The following is a 19,683-nucleotide window of genomic DNA, read 5'->3' on the forward strand; positions in this document are numbered from 1 at the left end:
ATTTTAATTTTTAGGGCATAAGGGTTTACTGATGACTGATCAGTGACCACTGATTACTACATACTGATGACTGATCAGTGCCCACTGATCACTACATACTGCATGCCGATTTAGGCAGGAAATCTCCCCCAGAATCCCTACTTTTGTCAAAAAATACGCTATGCGAAAAATCTACTACTTAAAAACCTGCGATACCTGCAAACGCATTTTGAAATCGCTTCCAAATACCGAAGGTTTTGCCTTTCAGGACATCAAGGAACAGCCCTTGACTGTAGCACAGTTGGAAGCAATCCATGCGTTGACCGGTTCATATGAAGTGTTGTTTAGTAAGCGAGCGAAGCTCTACAAAGAGCGCAACATGAAGGATGAAGTATTGTCAGAAGCCGATTATAAGCGGTACATTTTGGAGCATTACACCTTTTTAAACCGACCCGTGATTGTGGTGGATGATCAGGTGTTTGTAGGGAACAGTCCGAAAGTAGTTGCACAAGCTATAGCTGCCTTATCATGAGTAAACGTGCATGGGCGCTCGTCGCTGCTACCTTAGTTTCGATTATTTATGGTGTAACCTTTACCATTGCCAAAGACGTCATGCCGCAGTATGTACAACCGTTTGGGTTTATCGTGTTGCGTGTTGGGGGTTCGGTGCTTTTGTTTTGGCTGTTGTCGTTCTTCGGTCCGAAAGAGAAAATCGCATTAGAAGACTTTCCCCGTATTGCCGCAGCGGCTTTGTTTGGGGTGGCATTTAACATGCTCACATTTTTCAAAGGCCTGAGTTATACCTCCCCGATTATGGGTGCGGTACTCATGGTAACTACGCCGATGATCGTGTTGGTTCTCTCGGCATTAATCATGAAAGAGCGCATGAAAACCCAAAAAATCATGGGGATTTTACTAGGCTTGGTGGGAACGATTACCCTTATTTTATATGGTAAATCGGTGTTGAATGCCTCCAATGCTATGCTAGGGAACTTGCTCGTCTTTGTGAATGCGGTTTCCTATGGCTTTTACCTCATCATCGTGAAAAAATTGATGGACAAATACAATGCCTTCACCTTTGTGAAATGGATTTACACCTTTGGTTTTCTCATGGTGTTGCCGTTTGGGTGGAGGGAATTTCAAGCCATTGCTTGGCCGACCCTAGGCATTGATATTCTCTGGAAAATCGGATTTGTAGTGGTCTTTTCTACATTCCTCACCTATTTATTAAACTTAGTTTCCATGCGGGAATTAAAACCTACTACGGTGGCTGTATTTATCTACTTACAACCACTATTTGCCACTATATTTGCCGTTAGCTTGGGCAAAGACGACTTGAACCTCATCAAAATCCTTTCAGCGGGGTTGATCTTTGCGGGGGTGTATTTGGTGACAAGGAAGAAGTGACTAGTGATTAGTGACAAGTGATTAGTTGGAGTTTTCAGTCGCAGTCGCAGTTGGCAGTGATTGTGTAGAAGGTGGAAGGAGTTTAAGAGTGTAGCAACTCACCTGAGTAAACTCACATTTTCAAATTTTCAAATTGACACATTTTCAAATTGCCCCATCGGCATATCGACTCATTGCCACATCGACTCATTGCCACATCGGCTCATTGACACATTGCCTCATTGCCACATCGGCACCCGCCCCAGCGATAGGAGCGGCATCCTCCTGACGTTAGGAGGGAGATACAGCGGATAGCGCGGTGGCTTGCCAGGGGCCAAAAAAAAATAACTATCTTTGAGCTCATTTTTATGCGTATATGATACAATCGATGACTGGATTTGGGAAAGCTTCGTTGCAATTGCCCACCAAGAAAATAACTGTAGAAATCAAATCGTTGAACAGCAAAGGACTGGACGTGAACACGCGGATGCCTTCGATGTACCGCGAGATGGAACTGGGCTTGCGCAATTTGCTTTCGCAGCGTTTGGAGCGGGGAAAAGTAGATTTTTCGTTATTTATCGAAATCACGGGTGAGGAAACGGCCTCGAAAATCAACGGTCCGATTGTGAAGGGCTATATTGCTCAAATGCGCGAAATTATTCCGGATGCCGACCCTACAGAATTGATGAAAATGGCAGTGCGTATGCCCGATGCCTTGAAAACGGAACGCGACGATATTGACGAAGCGGAGTGGCAACACATCCAATCGGTGATTGATGAGGCGTTGCAAAACATCATCAACTTCCGCACTGATGAAGGCTTAGCACTTGAAAAGGAATTTACCCAACGCATTGCCAACATTCGCGCCTTGATGCACGAAGCGGTATCGTTTGATAGCGAGCGCATTGACACGGTGAAAACGCGTTTGCGCACAGCATTGGACGAATTGGAAGCGGCAGTAGACGAAAACCGATTCGAACAAGAATTGATCTTTTATCTTGAAAAATACGACGTGACCGAAGAACGGGTCCGCTTGGACAACCACCTGAATTATTTCTTGGAAACCCTTGCTGGCTCTGAAGCGAACGGCCGTAAACTGGGCTTTATCACCCAAGAAATGGGTCGGGAAATCAACACCATGGGTTCGAAGTCAAATCATGCAGAAATGCAAAAATGCGTGGTGATGATGAAGGATGAATTGGAGAAAATTAAAGAACAAGTGTTGAACGTTTTATAAGCGTTTGCACCCTAAACAACACACATGTCAACAGGAAAACTTATTGTCTTCTCGGCGCCTTCGGGATCGGGAAAAACCACCATTGTTCGTCACCTATTGGGTATTCCAGAGCTGAATTTAGAGTTCTCGGTTTCCTGCACTACGCGTGAACCGCGCGGCACAGAGGTGCACGGCAAAGATTACTATTATATCAGCATCGAGGATTTCAAAAAACACATCAAAGCCGAGGATTTTGTCGAGTGGGAAGAAGTGTACCGCGACAACTTTTACGGCACCCTAAAAAGTGAAGTAGAGCGTATTTGGGCTTTGGGCAAAAATGTGATTTTTGATATTGATGTGGCGGGTGGTTTACGCATCAAAAAGAAATTTCCAAACGAGACCTTGGCGGTATTTGTAAAACCCCCAAGTGTGGACGAATTGAAACGCCGTTTGAAAGAACGCTCCACTGAAAGCGACGACAAAATCAACATGCGTATTGCCAAAGCCCACGTGGAATTGGCAACAGCCCCCCAATTTGATAAGATCATCAAGAATTATGATTTGGACACGGCGAAGCAAGAGGCGGTGGAGTTGGTTCAGAGTTTTATTGAGGGTGATTAGTGACTAGTGATTAGTGATTAGTGATTAGTGGCTAGTGGCTGGTACTTGATGATTGAGGCAGAAATTTGTATATTTGACTTTTAAATTTAAGCCATTATGAATTCAATTAAAAGCCACAAAGATCTCCATATTTGGAGAAAAGGAATGGATATTACGGAAGCTGTATTTCGACTTGTAAAATCTTTCCCAAAAGAAGAAAAAGATATTTTAATCAATCAAATGAAACGTTGTGCTCTGTCAATTCCTTCAAACATTGCCGAAGGATTTGGGAGAAATTCAAATCGATCTTTTATATATTTTCTTGCTATAGCAAGAGGTTCACTTTACGAATTAGAAACGCAGTTACTACTTGCTGAACGATTTCGCTATATCACAGATGATAAATTAATGCATGCTATTCTTCTTCAAATCCAAGAAGAAGGTAAAATGATTAATGCATTTTCGAAAACATTACATTAAAAAAAGTTCTTACTTTAGAACATAAAAATACTCATAACTAGAAACTCCCGAAATATCGGTACTAGTTACTAGTCACTAATCACTAGTCACTCTATGAAAATCGGTCTTTACTTCGGCACCTTCAACCCTATTCATGTGGGGCATTTGATTATTGCGAATCATTTGGCAGAGTACTCGGATTTGGATCAAATCTGGATGGTGGTGACGCCGCACAATCCGCACAAGGAGAAGCGCACTTTGTTGGATGATTACCAGCGCTTGCATTTGGTGCATTTGGCGACAGAAGCCTATCCAAAAATCAAGCCTTCGGACATTGAGTTTAAGTTACCGCAGCCCAATTATACCGTGAATACGTTGGTGCATTTGCTGGAGAAGTTTCCGCAACATGAATTTGCTTTAATCATGGGGGAAGACAATCTGAATTCGCTGCACAAGTGGAAAAACTACGAATACATCTTGGAACACCACGCGATTTATGTCTATCCGCGTATTGCAGCCGGTGAAGCCTTACCAGAATTGCTGCAGCATCCTCACGTGCACAAGATTGACGCTCCTGTGGTCGAAATTTCTTCTACAGCGATACGCGAGGGCATTGCACAACAAAAGAATGTTCGTCCGCTCCTACCCGATGCGGTTTGGGAATATGTGGATGCGAATTTGTTGTATCGTTAAGTTCTTCATCTAAAAATGTTATATGAATTTCACTTTTTTTCCAGTAAATACTTCTAGATATCATTCAGAATTTGATGCTGTGAAAATCAGTCAAATTCTGAAAGAAAACACTTTAAAAGGTAGCTTAAGTAGCACGGCAAATCATACAAATAAAACTTTTATTGGTACTATTGAAAGTGAACGATTTAAAATAATTTCATCTTCAAACAGCACTTCAATGTTTTGTGTTTTTGAAGGAAAAATTCTTTCAGAAAACAATCAAATTGTTATGATTACTCGATTGCATCCCACCTTTAAAAACTTATTTTTATTTTGGTTTTTGGCAATGATTTCACTTTTGATTTTTCTGCCTGGAAAATCGAATAAAATAGTAACAATACTAATGTTTATTTGTTTTGTTCTACTTTTAAGGCAACTTCTTATTACTTATATTTTCAAAAAATCTGAAGCCGAAGGAAATAAAAAACTTATTCAGCTCTTGAAAATGACTGCAATTCAATAGACATTCTATTTATTGAGTCACATCTTTTTTGAAATAAATATGTAATGTGATTCAGAAATAAACAGATACCTTAACATTCCCTTACCATACGTTTTCTAGGCAATGCTTTACCTTTGCCAAATAAATTTTTACAGCTATGACAAATTTTGAATTATACAATCCCGTAAATTATATTTTCGGTCAAGGGCAGATTGCCAAGTTGGCGGAATTAACACCAAAAAACACCAAAGTCTTGTTGGCTTATGGCGGTGGAAGTATTTTTAAGAATGGTGTGTACGACCAAGTGAAAGCGGCTTTGGCCGGTTTTGAATTGGTTGAATTTGGAGGTATCGAACCCAATCCACGCTATGAAACCTTGATGAAAGCGGTGGAATTGATTCGTGCTGAAAACATTGGTTTTGTATTGGCGATAGGCGGTGGTAGTGTAATTGACGGAGTGAAATTTATTTCGGCCGCCGTAAACTATCCCGGTGATGCTATCGAAATCTTGAAACAACGCATCTTATTCAAAGATGCTTCAGTTTGTGTGCCGTTTGGAACGGTGTTGACTTTACCTGCTACCGGTTCTGAAATGAATTCGGGTGCGGTAGTGACCATTGAAGCAACCCAAGAAAAATTGACCTTAGGAGGAAGTGCCTTGTTTCCAAAATTCTCGATTGTAGACCCCACAGTAATTGCTTCGTTACCGAAAAGACAATTGCAAAATGGAGTGGTTGATGCCTTTACCCACGTAATGGAGCAGTACCTCACATATACGCACGATGCGTTGTTGCAAGACCGCATTGCCGAGAGTATCTTACAAACTTTAGTGGAAATTGGTCCGTCGGTGGTTGACAATCCTACGGATTATAAATTGGCATCCAATTTTGTATGGTCGGCGACGATGGCCTTAAATGGTTTGATTCAAAAAGGGGTACCCTCCGATTGGGCAACGCACATGATTGGTCACGAATTAACGGCATTGTATGAAATCGATCATGCCCGTACCTTGGCGATTATCGGTCCGAACCTCTACCGAGTGATGTTTGATACGAAAAAAGAAAAATTGGCTCAATACGGTCAACGCGTATGGAATTTAACAGGAACTACTGAGGAAATTGCCAAAGCGGCCATTGACAAAACCGTAGATTTTTTCCACACTATGGGTATGAAAACGCGCATTTCGGAAAATGCTGAAAACATTGAAGGCACAGCGGACTTCATCGTGCAACGATTTGAAGAGCGCGGTTGGTTAGCCATGGGAGAGCGTCAAAATATTACGCCTGAGAAAGTGCGTGAAATTGTAGAACTTAGTTATTAATTCGCTAGTGTTTCTAAAGTCAAAAGGCGTTCAGTTTAGCACTGAACGCCTTTTTTCAACCCAAAACAAAAATTCACTAAACTAATCTAACCTTTGTTTAATAACGATTGGTTTTAGCTCAAATTGTAGCGGCTAGTGTTAAAATAAACGTTAAAGTTTTTAGAGGGTGACCGGCTGTTCTTTTGGGCAAAACCGATAAAAAGAGTATTTTTGGAACTTACAAACCAACAAACATGCAAAAACATCCTAAAGTAGCGGTTATCGGTGGCGGTAGTTGGGCCACAGCGATTGCGAAAATGTTATGTGTTAATCTCGATGAGATTGCCTGGTACATGCGCAATGCTTCCGCGATTGACCATTTAAAAGCGTATAAACACAACCCGAATTATTTGAGTTCGGTTGAATTTGATATCACCAAATTACGGTTAACCCAAGACATTAACGAAGCAGTCGCTTATGCTGATTATGTCATTTTTGCGATTCCTTCGGCGTTTTTAAGTAAGGAATTGGAAAAGTTGACCGTGAGTCTGGACAACAAAATTATCTTCTCTGCGATCAAAGGTATCGTGCCTGAAACGTTTTTGATAGTTGGCGAACATTTTCATAAAATGTTCCATATTCCTTATGAGAATATTGGAGTGATTACCGGACCTTGTCATGCGGAGGAAGTTGCTTTAGAGCGTTTGTCGTATTTGACGATTGCCTGCGGGGATACTAAAAAAGCGAAAGAGATGGCGAAGTTATTGGCGGGGAATTATATTAAAACCAAGACTTCAGATGATATTATTGGGACCGAATATGCGGCGATGTTGAAAAACATTTACGCGATTGCGGCGGGTATCGCGCATGGTTTGGGCTATGGTGACAATTTCCAATCGGTGATTATGAGTAATGCCATTCGTGAAATGAAGAAATTCATCAAGAAAGTGCACCGCATGAAGCGAAATATCAATAACTCGGCGTATTTGGGCGATTTATTGGTAACAGGTTATTCGGTATTCTCCCGCAACAGAATGTTCGGAAACATGATTGGAAAAGGCTATACGGTCAAATCAGCAATGATGGAGATGAGTATGGTGGCCGAAGGGTATTATGCCGTGAAAAGCGCGTATAAACTGAATCAAGAGTACAAAGCGAGCACACCCATCATTGATGCGGTCTATGCGATATTGTACGAAGGAAAAGATGCGAAATCGACCTTTAAGAAATTGACGGAGAAATTGGATTAATTTTCAATGATTATAAAATAAAAAAGCCCTGAGAAAACTCAGGGCTTTTTATATGCTGTGGATCAAGAATTATTGACCCGTAACTTTTACGTTATCTACTTCCCATGTACGAGAAGCTGAAGTTGTTGAAGTGTATTTAAACGCTACACGGAAGTTCGGATTTCCGATATAAGACGAAATATCGATATCCCCTGAGTTGGTCCAAATATAAGCTGATGTATTCAAATCCAACGTAGCATTCGTGATTTGCGTCCATGTTGCTGTTGATGGCGCTCCACCCGTATAGTTTGTTGAAACATAAATCTCCAATACATTTCCTGTAAAACGAGAAGCGGTTTGGAAAGTCATTTTTGCATTTGTTGTCAATGTAGACAAGTTAATCGCTGGAGAAATCAACCAATCTTCGTTAGCATTGTTGGTGCTGTTGGCGAAACCTGACATTTTAGCGCAAGAACCTGGATTACCGAATTGCGTATCTAAGGTCCAAACTTGTGTACCGGTTACGGACATTTTTGCCCAGCTACCGAAGTTAGATGTAAACGTTTCTTCAAACAAAGGCACAACACGAGGATTCTCCATTTTCACATCGTTGATTGTACGGATCATGAATTGGTAATCGTTGTTGTATTTCGTCATTACTCCACGGATTTTACCGTTTTTAGAAGGAATAATGTTGGCAGCAAAATTCACAAACTCAGACACACGAACGATCAAAGTATTTCCGTCTGCATCTTTGATTAAGTTGTTGGTAGCGCCACCGATAACATTAGTTGCATCATAATAGGTTTTTCCAACATAAGCATCGTCAAACTGTACCGCATCAATTTCGATTAACTTATTGATGTTGGCATTGTTTTTCGCTTGAGTGATGGTCATTGGAAGCACTAAATCGTCTTCATTCTTTTTATCACATCCACGGATGATTGCTTGTTCGTATTGAACCCCTGACAAACGTCCCACAGAACCGTTGTATAATGAACCAATTTCAAAAGAAGCCGTTTGCGTATCGTTTGCATAATACAAGCCTTTCATTTTCACATAGACTTTGCGTCCTGGTTCAAACTTTGTATACAAATTATATGCATCCACAGGCATAGAGAAAGCTTGCGAATTGTCTGCAGTAACAAAAGAAATGGATTTGTAGAAGTTTCCTCCCTCGTCACTTGAAACGGCATACGCTTCAATGATATCGTCACCTGTGTACTCCTGCGCGGTAGTTGTAGCCGTAGTTTTTATATCGGCAACGGTTTTAGTAGCCGTAAGTGTCGTACACTCATTAGATAAGTCTGGAGCATCATAGTAATCACTATTGATACAGCTTTGTAAGGCTAATACTAATGCTCCGGTAAGTACTAATTGTAATTTTTTCATAGCAAATTAGTCAATTTTATAATAAATGAAATCATCAAGTTGAAAGGCACCGTCTAAGGTAGTATCGGTTCCTGATCCTTTAAATTTAAAGGCAATATAGGCTTTCCCTGTTCTACCTGACAAATCGATATTGCTAGGTAAAAAAGTATACCAAGATTCTGCTTTTTTAGGGATATTAGCGGATAAAGGCTCCCAAGTAGCCGCTGTTACATTCGTTCCATCAAAATTGGTAGAGATTAATACTTGAAGGCTATTCCCTTCTGCATCAACATCCAAGTGGTGTTGCGCTACTTTAAATGCAATCCCTTTTTTAGGCGCAGCATCCAAGTTAATTTGCGGAGAAATTAACCAACCTACATTTACCGCATCGCCTGTATTGAACGAACTAAATTCAGCATAACCATTTCCACTAAAAACTTCTTCTTTCCACTTTTTATTTCCAACTTCATTGAAGTTTACCCAACCCGTAATATCCAGGTCAGTTGCATCTGTAGCTGATTGAAAATCTTCTGTCATCAATCGCTCCATAACCACGGGTTTATCTGTTTCTTCTACATCACACGATGCTACTAACCAAAGCGTTAGAACAGATAATGTTACTTTTAAAAATCTTGTATTCATAGCTATTTTATTAGAAGTTTACGTAAAGATTCAAGAAATAGTTTCTACCAAATCCATAGAAGTACTTCGGACCGAAAGCTGGTGATCCATAAGCATTATCAGCTTGATAGTCGGCAAAGTTTGCTTTTCTCGATTGTTCAAATCCGCCTGTTTTATAGATATAATTAAAGGCATTGTTGATTGAAGCAAAGAAACCGATAGTTGTTTTATCCACTCTCCAAGATTTACCACCCGAAATATTCACAAGGGTAATATCGCTTAACTTTTGTTGTTTTAACGCTTTAGCAACTGATTCAGAAGTAGCACCATCATAGCTCAATCCTGTGGAAGGATTAGTCACAAAATTTTGTGTACGGATGATATTAGAAACAGAAATATACGAATCGGCTAAGTAGTTCACGTCAGCGCTCACCCACCAGAAATGTGGATCGCGGTATTCAATTTCCAACGATGCTGCCGATTGTGGCATACCCGCTTGACGGTAGTTTTTCAAGAAAGCCGTACCGTAATCTACTAATGGATATGGATTTGTTGCAGATGCTAGAGCATCGTCATTTACACGTAAGTGTGGATTGTTTGCATACAAATACTGACCGTAAGAAGCTGCAGCTGTAGCTTTAATGGTTGAAGTAATTTGGTATTCTGCACCCAACTCTAATCCAATATTACGACGGTCTACTCCAGTTAAGATTTCAGAGATGAAAGCATCTTCATTTCCATCTGCATCATCACCGGTGAACTCACCGTAATAGAATGAAATATTGGTAGAATTTTGAATTTTTGAAGCGAAAGCTGTCAAACGTGTTTTCAATTTAGGCGTACGGATGATGTACGAAACATCGGCACTAGCAATTCGCTCATTTTGTAAATCAGGCGTGATGTTGTTATTGATACGTGCATTAGAGAACGTGTTGCGTAAGTTAGGCGCTTTCGTTAAATAAGCTCCGTTGATATCAATAAACTGACGACCTGTAATTTTGTACGTTAAACCTCCTTTGAAACCGAAGTTTTCAAACGATTTCTTCACGCTCTTACCATATGAATTGTTGGCATAAATACCATTTCTGTACAAACCATTTCTTTGGTACTCATGTTTAGAGAAACTTTGAGCCAAATAGAAATCTACTTTTTTGTATGAAAATTTGAATTGTGTAAACGCTTCGATAACGTCGGCATTCAATTTATAATTGTATCCGTATTTGTCCCCTTCTTTTACAATACGGTTTGGATTATTCAAATCGGCTTGTTGAGCATCACCTACATAGAAAGGATCCACATCTCTAAAGAATTGACCGCCTAATAAATCCAACATGTTTTGGAAATTGTGAGATGATAATTTGCGGTACGTTACACCACCATTCAAACGAATATTATCAGATAATTCAGAGAATAAAATTGAATTGGCAGTGAATTGTTTGTCATCCGTACGGTCTTCATACAAAGCATATAAACTACGTCCTGCCTCAGAAGAAGAATTCATGTTGGCATAGTACATCGCATTCCAATTGATTTGGCTATTGTTTAAGAAATAGGTTTTCGCTGCATCAGCCAAAGGATTGGTTACAGTAGTACCTACTGTTACATAATTGTCTGGATTATTCAAGTAATAACTTGGTAAATTTCTATAATACGTAGGATCAGGGTTGTTTGCCCCTTGGTAATCCAAACGAGTATTACCAATTGAACCGAATTGGTAAGTAACATTTGTGTTTAATTTTGTTTTACTGTTGAATTTCCAATAGTGACTCAACATTAAAATAGGTTCTAAGATATCTTTATCACGTGAGTTACGTTTTCTTCCATCTTGCCATCCCCAATACGAGTTGTATTGGTGACCCATTAAGTTGATAACTTCTTGAGTATTAGGTGAAGATTTTCCACGCGTGTTTTCAGCATAGATACTAGTAAAATTCAATGAATGTTTATCATTGATTCGTTTTTCAACAGAAACAAAAACAGAATTTGCACCGTAATCCGTTCCTTCAAAATACCCTTCTTTGGCCCAACGACGAGATGCAGAAATTACATAAGCCCAACCGTTTTTATTCATTCCGGAAGCATGAGTACCCATAGCTCTCCAGCTATAATTGGTATTGGTTCCTGAAAAAGAAATACGAGAACCTGGACGATATAAAGACGCACGAGTATTGATTTCTTGTGTACCTAATATACCTCCAAAAGTATAATCTGAAGGCGCAGTACCCATCGTAAACTCTTGGTTACGAGTTGCATCATTTAAACCACCCCAGTTACTCCATTGTGGGCGACCGTCGTATATTTTATTCATTACCACCCCATTAATCATGGTATTGGCATTTTCATTATCTAAACCTCTAATTCTAAATCGAGCTTGTCCCCAGTTAAACGCAGCTGTTTGTTGAAAAGCATCACGAGACGCTTGCAATAAACCTGCAGTACTTTCTGAACCTCCGTTATCATCACTCAAATCATTATCAGTGATGGTTACTAAGCTCAATTGTTGCTCGGCTGTAATGTCTTCTTCCATTACGATACGTCCAAGATCCACTACTTTTCCATTGGTTACTTCAACTGAAATCAATTGATCTTTGTAACCTGATGTTTTCAAAAGAACGATTTGTGCTCCTACAGGAACCGATTTAAAGGTGAATACACCTTCTTTGTTTGTAACTTCAGTCAGTGCTGTATTCTGAACCGAAACAACCACCTCAATTAAAGGGCGTTGTGATTTAGCATCCACCACTTTACCTGTAATTCCGTTTTGGGCAAACCCCACAACCGCTTGCATTACAAACAAAAGACTAAGAACTAGTTTTCTCATAAAAAAATTAAATTGTTGAACTGATTTCCTGTCAAGTGTTAATAAAAACTTAACAGCCTACAAATGTACATCTTTTCATAATATTATTTACTTTTGGCGCGAAGTTTGTACGAAACTTTACGTTTACTTAATACGCTATCTGATGAAGATTAAAAATTTTATCGCCGCTTTTGTTGTGTTTTTCGCAATAAACAGTGCGCAATCGCAGGACAAAAAATATATTGTGCATACGGTTGCCTTTTACAATTTTGAAAACTTGTTTGACACCATCAACCAAGCCAATAATGATGAAGAGTGGTTGCCGAGCGGTGCAATGAACTGGACAAAACAGAAGTATCAGAAAAAACTTGATAATTTAGCCCGAGTAATTGCTGAGTTGGGCACTAGTGACAAACAAGCCAATGCTCCTGTGCTTTTAGGCGCTTGTGAAATCGAAAATCGCGGGGTTCTGGAAGACTTAGTAAAACAACCCAAAATCGCGAATAAAGATTATGGAATTGTACATTTTGATTCGCCAGACAAACGCGGAATTGATGTGGCGCTTTTGTACCAAAAAAAGCATTTCAAACCAACGAGCTATGTGAACATCCCACTTTACATCTACCGAAGCATGGAAGGCAAAGGAGATAAAGACAAAGACAAAGACGAAACCGATGACAAAGTAGAAACTGACCACAGTTCCGATCGAGTGTATACTCGTGATCAACTCTTAGTCACAGGATTTTTAGATGGAGAAGAAGTCAACATCATTGTAAATCACTGGCCATCGCGTTCAGGTGGTGAGAAAAAAAGCGCTCCCTTCCGTGAGGCAGCAGGTGCTTTAAACCGCAAAATCATGGACTCATTAATCAAGATTAATCCAAATGCCAAAATTATCACTATGGGCGACTTGAATGATGGATCTTACAACAAAAGTGTCAAAGTAATGATTGGGGCCAAATTGAAAAAAGAAGAATTAAAAAACAACGGCGACATCTTCAATCCTTTTGAACAAATGTATAAAGACGGAAATGCAACCTTATTTCACCGTGATTCAGGAGATATTTTTGACCAAATCATGATTTCAAAATGTTTCATTGGTGATGACCGATCAACCTTTAAATTTTGGAAAGCGGGAATTTACAACAAACCGTTCCTCATCCAAACCACAGGTCAATATAAGGGATATCCCTTGCGAAATTCGCAATCTGAACCCGGATTTAGTGATCACTTTCCGGTCTATATTTATCTCGTGAAAGAAGTAAAATAAATGATAAAGGTCAGCTACGGCTGACTTTTTTATTTTGTACCTTTCGGCTTCTAAAAATAAAGCAGTATGGCAACGGCAAAACCTTTTAACTTAAAGCAATGGATTAAAGACAACAAACATTTGCTTCAACCACCAGTCGCCAATAAAAATCTTTATGTGGATTCCGGAGATTATATCGTCATGATTGTCGGCGGACCCAATGCTCGTAACGATTTTCATTATAATGAAACGGAAGAGTTATTTTATCAATTAGAAGGAAACATTACCGTATATATTCAAGAAGACGGAGAGAAAAAAGCCATGCCATTAGGACCTGGTGATCTATTCTTACTTCCAGCCAAAGTACCGCATTCTCCTGCGCGAACAGAGGGTTCGGTGGGTTTGGTGATCGAACGTAAACGCGAAAATCAGGGTTACCGCGACGGACTCCTTTGGTTTTGTAACCAATGCAACCACAAACTGCATGAAGTGTATTTTGAATTGCACAATATCGAAACTGATTTTCTTCCTCACTTCAATCATTACTATGAATCCGAGGAACTTCGCACGTGTAGTCAGTGCGGTACCGTGATGGAAACCAAGCCCGGATTTATTAAGAAATAATTAAGTCATAAACAAACCTTTATGGCGTACCTTTGCAGCAAATTCCAAATTATGGACGAGTATTCGAGTTACCGACTGAGTATTAACCCGGATTAACGTTTTCGCTGTAAAACGTAATCCGAAACACGATTTTTTATGATTACGTTTTACCAAAACCAAAAGGGTTTAGTGCCAACTGCTGCACAAGAATCTCCTTACTGGATTAACACCGTTTGTCCCACTGCGCTTGACAAGAAATATTTGTTGGACGAACTGCAAATTCCTGAAGCTTTTTACAACGATATTGAAGATATTGACGAGCGACCTCGTATCGAATACGAGCAAGGGTGGTATCTTATTTTAATTCGAATCCCCTATAAAAGTTCCGATCCTAAACTTCCGTTTTCAACGGCACCGCTGGGATTTATTTTCAACGCAACGAACTTTGTTTCGATTTGTTTTGAAGAAAATGAATTACTCACCGATTTTATTGCCTACACCCAACGTAAACAAATGACGATTGCCAATCATTTTGATTTAGTACTCAAATTGTTGCTGTCATCAAGTGTTTGGTTTTTAAAATATTTGAAACAAATTAATCAAAGTATCAAATTGGCCGAAAACAACTTGGAACAATCCATTCGCAATGAAGATTTACAAACCTTGTTGCAATTGGAAAAATGTTTGGTGTATTTTATTACCTCCATCAAAGGCAATGACAATGTTTTTCGTAGAATCAAAAATATCAAAGAACAACAAGCGTTTTTTGATCCAGAGTTATTGGAAGATGTTGATATTGAATTGCGACAAGCTGAAGAGATGGCTAACATCTACAGTAATATTTTGGCGGGAATGATGGATGCGTATGCTTCGGTGATATCCAACAACCTCAACGTGATTATGAAACGCCTTACGTCGATATCTATTATTTTGATGATTCCCACAGTAATTGCAAGCTTTTATGGCATGAATGTTCCGAATAATTTAGAGCAAAACCCTTATGGTTTAGTACTTTTAATTTTACTTTCGGGTCTAATTTCAATCATGGGAGTATACCTCTTTAAAAAGAAAAATTTCTTCTAATAAGAAATTAGTCGAATGTCATAGAATAACTTTAGAAAATAAAATATATTTGAGCCCAACAAACAAACCAGAATTTATGTCAACAATTGCACAACAATTCGGCATGACCGAAGCCTTGGAAATCTTAGGAATTAAAGCCGTAAACGAAGGAACTTCTACAGGAGGCCAATGGTTTTCTGGCGGAGAATTAATCGAAAGTTATTCTCCCGTTGACGGTCAGTTAATTGCCAAAGTAAAAGCTTCCACCGAAGCCGATTATGAAAAAGTAATGCAATCTGCTACCGAAGCCTTCAAAACGTTTCGTTTAATGCCCGCTCCAAAACGTGGCGAAATCGTGCGTCAATTTGGAGAAAAATTGCGTCAATATAAAGAACCGCTTGGGAAATTAGTTTCCTATGAAATGGGAAAATCCTACCAAGAAGGTTTAGGTGAAGTTCAAGAAATGATCGACATCTGTGACTTTGCCGTAGGTTTATCGCGTCAATTGCACGGATTAACGATGCACTCTGAGCGTCCATCGCACCGTATGTATGAGCAGTATCATCCGCTAGGCGTTGTCGGAATCATTTCTGCTTTCAACTTCCCTGTGGCGGTTTGGTCGTGGAATACGGCTTTAGCATGGATTTGTGGTGACGTTTGTGTATGGAAACCTTCAGAAAAAACACCTTTGTGTGGGATTGCTTGTCAAAACATCATTGCAGAAGTATTGCGTGAAAACAACTTACCCGAAGGAATTTCTTGTTTAATTAATGGCGATTACAAAATTGGTCAATTATTAAACCGCGACACTCGTGTTCCTTTGGTATCTGCTACTGGTTCGACCCGCATGGGTAAAATTGTAGCCCAAGAAGTAGCGGCACGTTTAGGTCGTTCCTTATTGGAACTAGGTGGAAACAATGCGATTATTGTTACACCCGATGCTGATATTAAAATGACAGTAATCGGTGCGGTTTTCGGAGCTGTGGGAACAGCAGGACAACGTTGTACCTCAACCCGTCGTTTAATTATTCATGAAAGCATTTATGATAAAGTAAAAGACGCTATTGTGGCCGCTTATGGACAATTGCGCATTGGAAATCCTTTGGATCAAAACAATCACGTAGGTCCGCTTATCGATACGCATGCGGTAGAATTGTACAACAAAGCTTTAGCACAAGTGGTGGCTGAAGGCGGTAAAATTTTAGTAGAAGGTGGCGTACTTACTGGTGCTGGCTATGAAAGTGGTTGTTATGTGAAGCCCGCTATTGCTGAGGCGAAAAACGACTTTGCCATTGTGCAACACGAAACCTTTGCACCGGTATTGTATTTATTAAAATACAGCGGCGATGTAACTGAAGCCATCGAAATTCAAAACGGAGTTGCTCAAGGTTTATCTTCGGCGATTATGACCAATAATTTACGTGAAGCTGAAGCCTTCTTATCGGCAGCTGGTTCCGATTGTGGTATTGCCAATGTAAATATCGGAACGTCCGGTGCTGAGATTGGTGGTGCTTTTGGTGGTGAAAAAGAAACCGGAGGTGGCCGCGAATCAGGATCAGATGCCTGGAAAGTATATATGCGTCGTCAAACGAATACCATCAACTATTCTACGAGTTTGCCATTGGCCCAAGGAATTAAGTTTGATTTATAATTTCTTTTTAGAAGAAAGAAGCAAGAGAAAAGAAAAGCGTTCCAATTTTAGAGGGCGCTTTTTTTTAGTTTAATTCTAAATTACGGTTAAAATTTTGAGCCTCAATAGAAAAATGTATTTTTGCCCCGAATAAAAAAAACAAGTTATGTCTAATTTCACTTCAATTTATACGCTAGTACGCGACTTCGTGATGGAAGGCGTGTGTGAAGTCGGGTTTGGACTACTTTTTGAATTGTAAATTTACAATACCAAGATATTTTCAACCCGGACTTTTGTTCGGGTTTTTTTTGTAAAACTATGAAACTAAAAAAACAAAATCACGAATCCTTTTTAACACTCCGTTATCGGTATCGGTGGTGCGTATAGAATATCTATATCTAATCTATTCCTCCACCCGATGCTATAAAATCATCGGGTTTTTTTATACCTAAAAATTTAAAACACAATATAAATGACTTAAAAACTAGAAATCATGGAAACGCTTTTGGCGACTAACAAATTTTCATTAATCACTTCAAAAACCTCAAACTTTGCTTGGAAGGTACGGTACTGTGCGGCACTTTCTCGAAATACCGAAAAAATCGGTACGTTGGGTTGGACCATAGCTGACAGTTTCCTTCGTATGCCTACTGAACAACATGAATGGAGAAAAGAAGTTTTCAAAAGTTTGCTTTTAACGTTAGAAGAAAAGAAATATTTCGCGCTTTTAAGAAATGATGAAGCGATTCAAGTAGTGGCAAAAATTGCTTTTTTCGGAAATAAAACAATTCGATCTATCGATAGTTTAACCCGAACCCAATGGGAGGCAGAGGCGCAATTAAGTACACTTATTCAGCATTGTTTCGCGCAATATCCCGTTGCTAAATTTTTAGAAAGTGCTTTTTATGGAGATAATAAAGTGCATATGTTGTGGTATATCCAATTAGGTCGCGGGAAAAGTGTTTTGCAGTTAAATGGATTTCCTGTTCAATTCACAGCAAAAATGGCCCATTTATTTACTCATGCGAGTGATGAATTGGAAATTAATCAAGCCATTCGATGGGCGCAAGCGAAAGGATACGGGGCTTCTGACCTCATGGCGGAAATCGTAGCTTGGTCTTCTTTAGCGACGCATTTTGATCGTGAAGAATTTTGGAAAACCGTTATTCAATGGCTGGCCAAAACAGCTAATGCTTCATTGGACCAAGTAGATTTAGTTTTGCAGTACATCGATTTCAAAAGAAATGCTCAAGCAACTTTTGACATGAATGGTCGAACCTGGAATGCATTATATCGACAAGCAGAAGCATGGCATATCGAAATGTGCAAGGCACAAGAAGCCAAAGGACGTGCAGAATGGAAAACATCAGGAATTCAAGGTTTTTCAAAAACAATGCATTTGGAAATACCTATTTCTTATGTCATTTATGAGTTAGTTAACTCTGAATCATTATACGAAGAAGGAGCTTCCATGTATCACTGTGTTGCCGAATATGAATTTGATTGTATTGAGGGTTCCTCTGCCATCTTTACAATGAGAAAATTCAAAGGAACTGAGGAAACCATTGAGGCTACTTTGGAGGTAAATCTTGACTATAAAACAATTGTTCAAGCAAAAGCGAAGTACAATGAAGATATCAGTGAAGAATCGTATATTTTGGTACAAGAATGGGCTAAAAAAGCGGGGTTACGTCTTGATTTTGAATGGTATGAATATGAAAATTATCCACCTCAACAACAGCAACCCGTAGTTTACAATCGTGTAAACAACACCTATGATACACAATTTATTGTGCGTATAATTTTGTTTGCTTTATTTCTATTGTATCGAGCATGTTCCTAAAAAAAGAGCTGTCTAAAATGACAGCTCTTTTTATTTACTTTGTTTTCTTCACATACTGCGTAAGAATCACAATGTATTGTCCTTCCACCCTTCCTTCAATTTGTTCGGCGTTGTCCCAAACTAATTTAATATTGTGTACTGGAGCGCCACGTTTGGCCGTGAAATTAGCGCCTTTTACGTCCAAATCTTTGATTAACACTACAGAATCACCATCATTTAGGATGTTTCCGTTGGAGTCTTTATGGATGATTTTTCCTTCCTCATCTTCGCCTTCACCCGTGGCTTTTGCCCATTCCAAAGCGTCTTCATCAAGGTACATCATTTCCAATAAATCGTGATTTTTCAATCGGGCCAACATACGCCATGATACAATTTGTACCGGAAGATGTTCGTTCCACATACTATCACTTAAACCCCGCCAATCGTTGGGATTTGTGGTTTCTGGATTCTCGATTTGATCCTTTAATTTTTTAGAAATAAGAAGGCTGTTTTCCAAGCTTTCTGTAGTTTGTGGAGCCACCGTATAGACCACTAAGTCTTCGGTAACGCCACTGATTTCACACACGGATCCACTACGGTCGTGTAATTTTTTTTCAATAGGTGTCATACTGCTGGTTTGGTTTTATTACAAATTGAAAGATGCTCCAATTGTAAACATAAATTGATTGTTGTAGTGCTCATACCCAATCACTTCTGAATCATACCGCGATAATGGTGCGCTAAATTCAGTAAACAGTCCAAATCCATTGGTAAAGAAATAGCGTGCGCCTAAATGTCCACCAAAATTGCGCAACCCTAAACTTAAACCTGGGTAGATATCCCATTTTTTATCTAAATTGAAAACATTTCCAATATTGGCATTGAAACGCAAACGCACGTCGGCACGGTCTTCAAAGCGGGGTTTGAAATTCAAATACCGATTCGCATTTAAGATATAATTGGTTCCCAAACCGATAGAAATATTTTCTCCAATTCCGAAATCAGCAATCACAGCAATACCATTTCCTCCGTCTTGGAAGGAAGCACCCACTTGCCCTTTTACATCTCCTTTTCCTTTAAATGCTTGTGCTTGGCCAATCATGCCTGCAATTAAAGCCACTAAAATAAAAATACGTCTCATAAAATATTATTTGAGGACAAAGATACTAATTCGAATACATT

General features: G+C 39.4%; 19 protein-coding genes. 14 read left to right on the forward strand and 5 right to left on the reverse strand.

Going from position 1 to position 19,683, the window contains the following annotated elements; genetic code table 11:
• Nucleotides 1-160: 160 nt before the first annotated feature.
• From EQG61_RS02085 to EQG61_RS02125, 9 genes are all read left to right on the forward strand, one after another.
• Nucleotides 161-511, forward strand: a complete 351-nt coding sequence (locus EQG61_RS02085; RefSeq protein WP_129460230.1) for an arsenate reductase family protein — start codon at nucleotides 161-163, stop codon at nucleotides 509-511.
• A complete protein-coding gene (locus EQG61_RS02090) occupies nucleotides 508-1,386 on the forward strand; it encodes a DMT family transporter (RefSeq protein WP_129460231.1) in 879 nt (292 codons plus the stop codon). Before EQG61_RS02085 ends, EQG61_RS02090 begins: the two co-directional genes overlap by 4 nt.
• A 355-nt stretch (nucleotides 1,387-1,741) precedes the next feature.
• The gene (locus EQG61_RS02095) at nucleotides 1,742-2,602 is read left to right on the forward strand and encodes a YicC/YloC family endoribonuclease (RefSeq protein ID WP_129460232.1); all 861 of its coding nucleotides are present in this window, start codon (nucleotides 1,742-1,744) and stop codon (nucleotides 2,600-2,602) included.
• A 24-nt stretch (nucleotides 2,603-2,626) separates the two neighbouring features.
• Nucleotides 2,627-3,202, forward strand: coding sequence for a guanylate kinase (gene gmk, locus EQG61_RS02100; protein WP_129460233.1), 576 nt, complete (start codon nucleotides 2,627-2,629; stop codon nucleotides 3,200-3,202).
• Nucleotides 3,203-3,298: 96 nt separating this feature from the next.
• The gene (locus tag EQG61_RS02105; protein WP_129460234.1) at nucleotides 3,299-3,661 is read left to right on the forward strand and encodes a four helix bundle protein; all 363 of its coding nucleotides are present in this window, start codon (nucleotides 3,299-3,301) and stop codon (nucleotides 3,659-3,661) included.
• 93 nt (nucleotides 3,662-3,754) lie between these two features.
• Nucleotides 3,755-4,333: a nicotinate (nicotinamide) nucleotide adenylyltransferase gene (nadD, locus tag EQG61_RS02110; protein ID WP_129460235.1), complete on the forward strand. Its 579-nt coding sequence runs from the start codon at nucleotides 3,755-3,757 to the stop codon at nucleotides 4,331-4,333.
• Nucleotides 4,334-4,355: 22 nt separating this feature from the next.
• Nucleotides 4,356-4,835 (forward strand): hypothetical protein, encoded by a 480-nt coding sequence (locus tag EQG61_RS02115; protein WP_129460236.1) that lies wholly within the window; start codon nucleotides 4,356-4,358, stop codon nucleotides 4,833-4,835.
• A gap of 136 nt (nucleotides 4,836-4,971) precedes the next feature.
• Complete coding sequence (locus EQG61_RS02120; protein ID WP_129460237.1) at nucleotides 4,972-6,135, forward strand: iron-containing alcohol dehydrogenase; 1,164 nt, start codon at nucleotides 4,972-4,974, stop codon at nucleotides 6,133-6,135.
• Between the two features lie 233 nt (nucleotides 6,136-6,368).
• The gene (locus EQG61_RS02125; RefSeq protein ID WP_129460238.1) at nucleotides 6,369-7,364 is read left to right on the forward strand and encodes an NAD(P)H-dependent glycerol-3-phosphate dehydrogenase; all 996 of its coding nucleotides are present in this window, start codon (nucleotides 6,369-6,371) and stop codon (nucleotides 7,362-7,364) included.
• 69 nt (nucleotides 7,365-7,433) lie between these two features.
• Here EQG61_RS02125 and EQG61_RS02130 read toward each other — a convergent pair whose 3' ends face one another.
• The 3 genes from EQG61_RS02130 to EQG61_RS02140 are packed head-to-tail and all read right to left on the reverse strand — an operon-like array spanning nucleotide 7,434 to nucleotide 12,156.
• Complete coding sequence (locus EQG61_RS02130) at nucleotides 7,434-8,735, reverse strand: DUF5689 domain-containing protein (protein WP_129460239.1); 1,302 nt, start codon at nucleotides 8,733-8,735, stop codon at nucleotides 7,434-7,436.
• A 6-nt stretch (nucleotides 8,736-8,741) separates the two neighbouring features.
• Nucleotides 8,742-9,356, reverse strand: a complete 615-nt coding sequence (locus tag EQG61_RS02135; protein WP_129460240.1) for a choice-of-anchor J domain-containing protein — start codon at nucleotides 9,354-9,356, stop codon at nucleotides 8,742-8,744.
• A 10-nt stretch (nucleotides 9,357-9,366) separates the two neighbouring features.
• Entirely contained in the window at nucleotides 9,367-12,156 is a 2,790-nt protein-coding gene (locus tag EQG61_RS02140; protein WP_129460241.1) for a TonB-dependent receptor, read from the reverse strand.
• A 142-nt stretch (nucleotides 12,157-12,298) separates the two neighbouring features.
• On the opposite strand from EQG61_RS02140, the gene EQG61_RS02145 reads away from it, so the two are divergent.
• The 5 genes from EQG61_RS02145 (at nucleotide 12,299) to EQG61_RS02165 (ending at nucleotide 18,522) form a co-directional block, all read left to right on the forward strand.
• Nucleotides 12,299-13,405 carry an endonuclease/exonuclease/phosphatase family protein gene (locus EQG61_RS02145; RefSeq protein ID WP_129460242.1) on the forward strand — a complete coding sequence of 369 codons (1,107 nt, stop codon included), beginning with the start codon at nucleotides 12,299-12,301 and terminating at the stop codon, nucleotides 13,403-13,405.
• A 66-nt stretch (nucleotides 13,406-13,471) separates the two neighbouring features.
• A complete protein-coding gene (locus EQG61_RS02150) occupies nucleotides 13,472-14,008 on the forward strand; it encodes a 3-hydroxyanthranilate 3,4-dioxygenase (protein WP_129460243.1) in 537 nt (178 codons plus the stop codon).
• A gap of 135 nt (nucleotides 14,009-14,143) precedes the next feature.
• Entirely contained in the window at nucleotides 14,144-15,070 is a 927-nt protein-coding gene (locus EQG61_RS02155) for a magnesium transporter CorA family protein (RefSeq protein WP_129460244.1), read from the forward strand.
• Between the two features lie 76 nt (nucleotides 15,071-15,146).
• Nucleotides 15,147-16,700, forward strand: a complete 1,554-nt coding sequence (gene amaB / locus EQG61_RS02160) for an L-piperidine-6-carboxylate dehydrogenase (protein ID WP_129460245.1) — start codon at nucleotides 15,147-15,149, stop codon at nucleotides 16,698-16,700.
• A gap of 472 nt (nucleotides 16,701-17,172) precedes the next feature.
• Complete coding sequence (locus tag EQG61_RS02165) at nucleotides 17,173-18,522, forward strand: PcfJ domain-containing protein (protein WP_129460246.1); 1,350 nt, start codon at nucleotides 17,173-17,175, stop codon at nucleotides 18,520-18,522.
• A gap of 34 nt (nucleotides 18,523-18,556) precedes the next feature.
• On the opposite strand, the gene EQG61_RS02170 is transcribed toward EQG61_RS02165, so the two are convergent.
• Both EQG61_RS02170 and EQG61_RS02175 read right to left on the reverse strand, forming a co-directional pair.
• A complete protein-coding gene (locus EQG61_RS02170; RefSeq protein WP_129460247.1) occupies nucleotides 18,557-19,129 on the reverse strand; it encodes a PhnA domain-containing protein in 573 nt (190 codons plus the stop codon).
• An 18-nt stretch (nucleotides 19,130-19,147) separates the two neighbouring features.
• Nucleotides 19,148-19,642 (reverse strand): DUF6646 family protein, encoded by a 495-nt coding sequence (locus EQG61_RS02175; RefSeq protein WP_129460248.1) that lies wholly within the window; start codon nucleotides 19,640-19,642, stop codon nucleotides 19,148-19,150.
• Nucleotides 19,643-19,683 lie beyond the last annotated feature (41 nt).

The organism is Flavobacterium stagni, from assembly GCF_004122105.1.
Taxonomy (GTDB): domain Bacteria; phylum Bacteroidota; class Bacteroidia; order Flavobacteriales; family Flavobacteriaceae; genus Flavobacterium; species Flavobacterium stagni.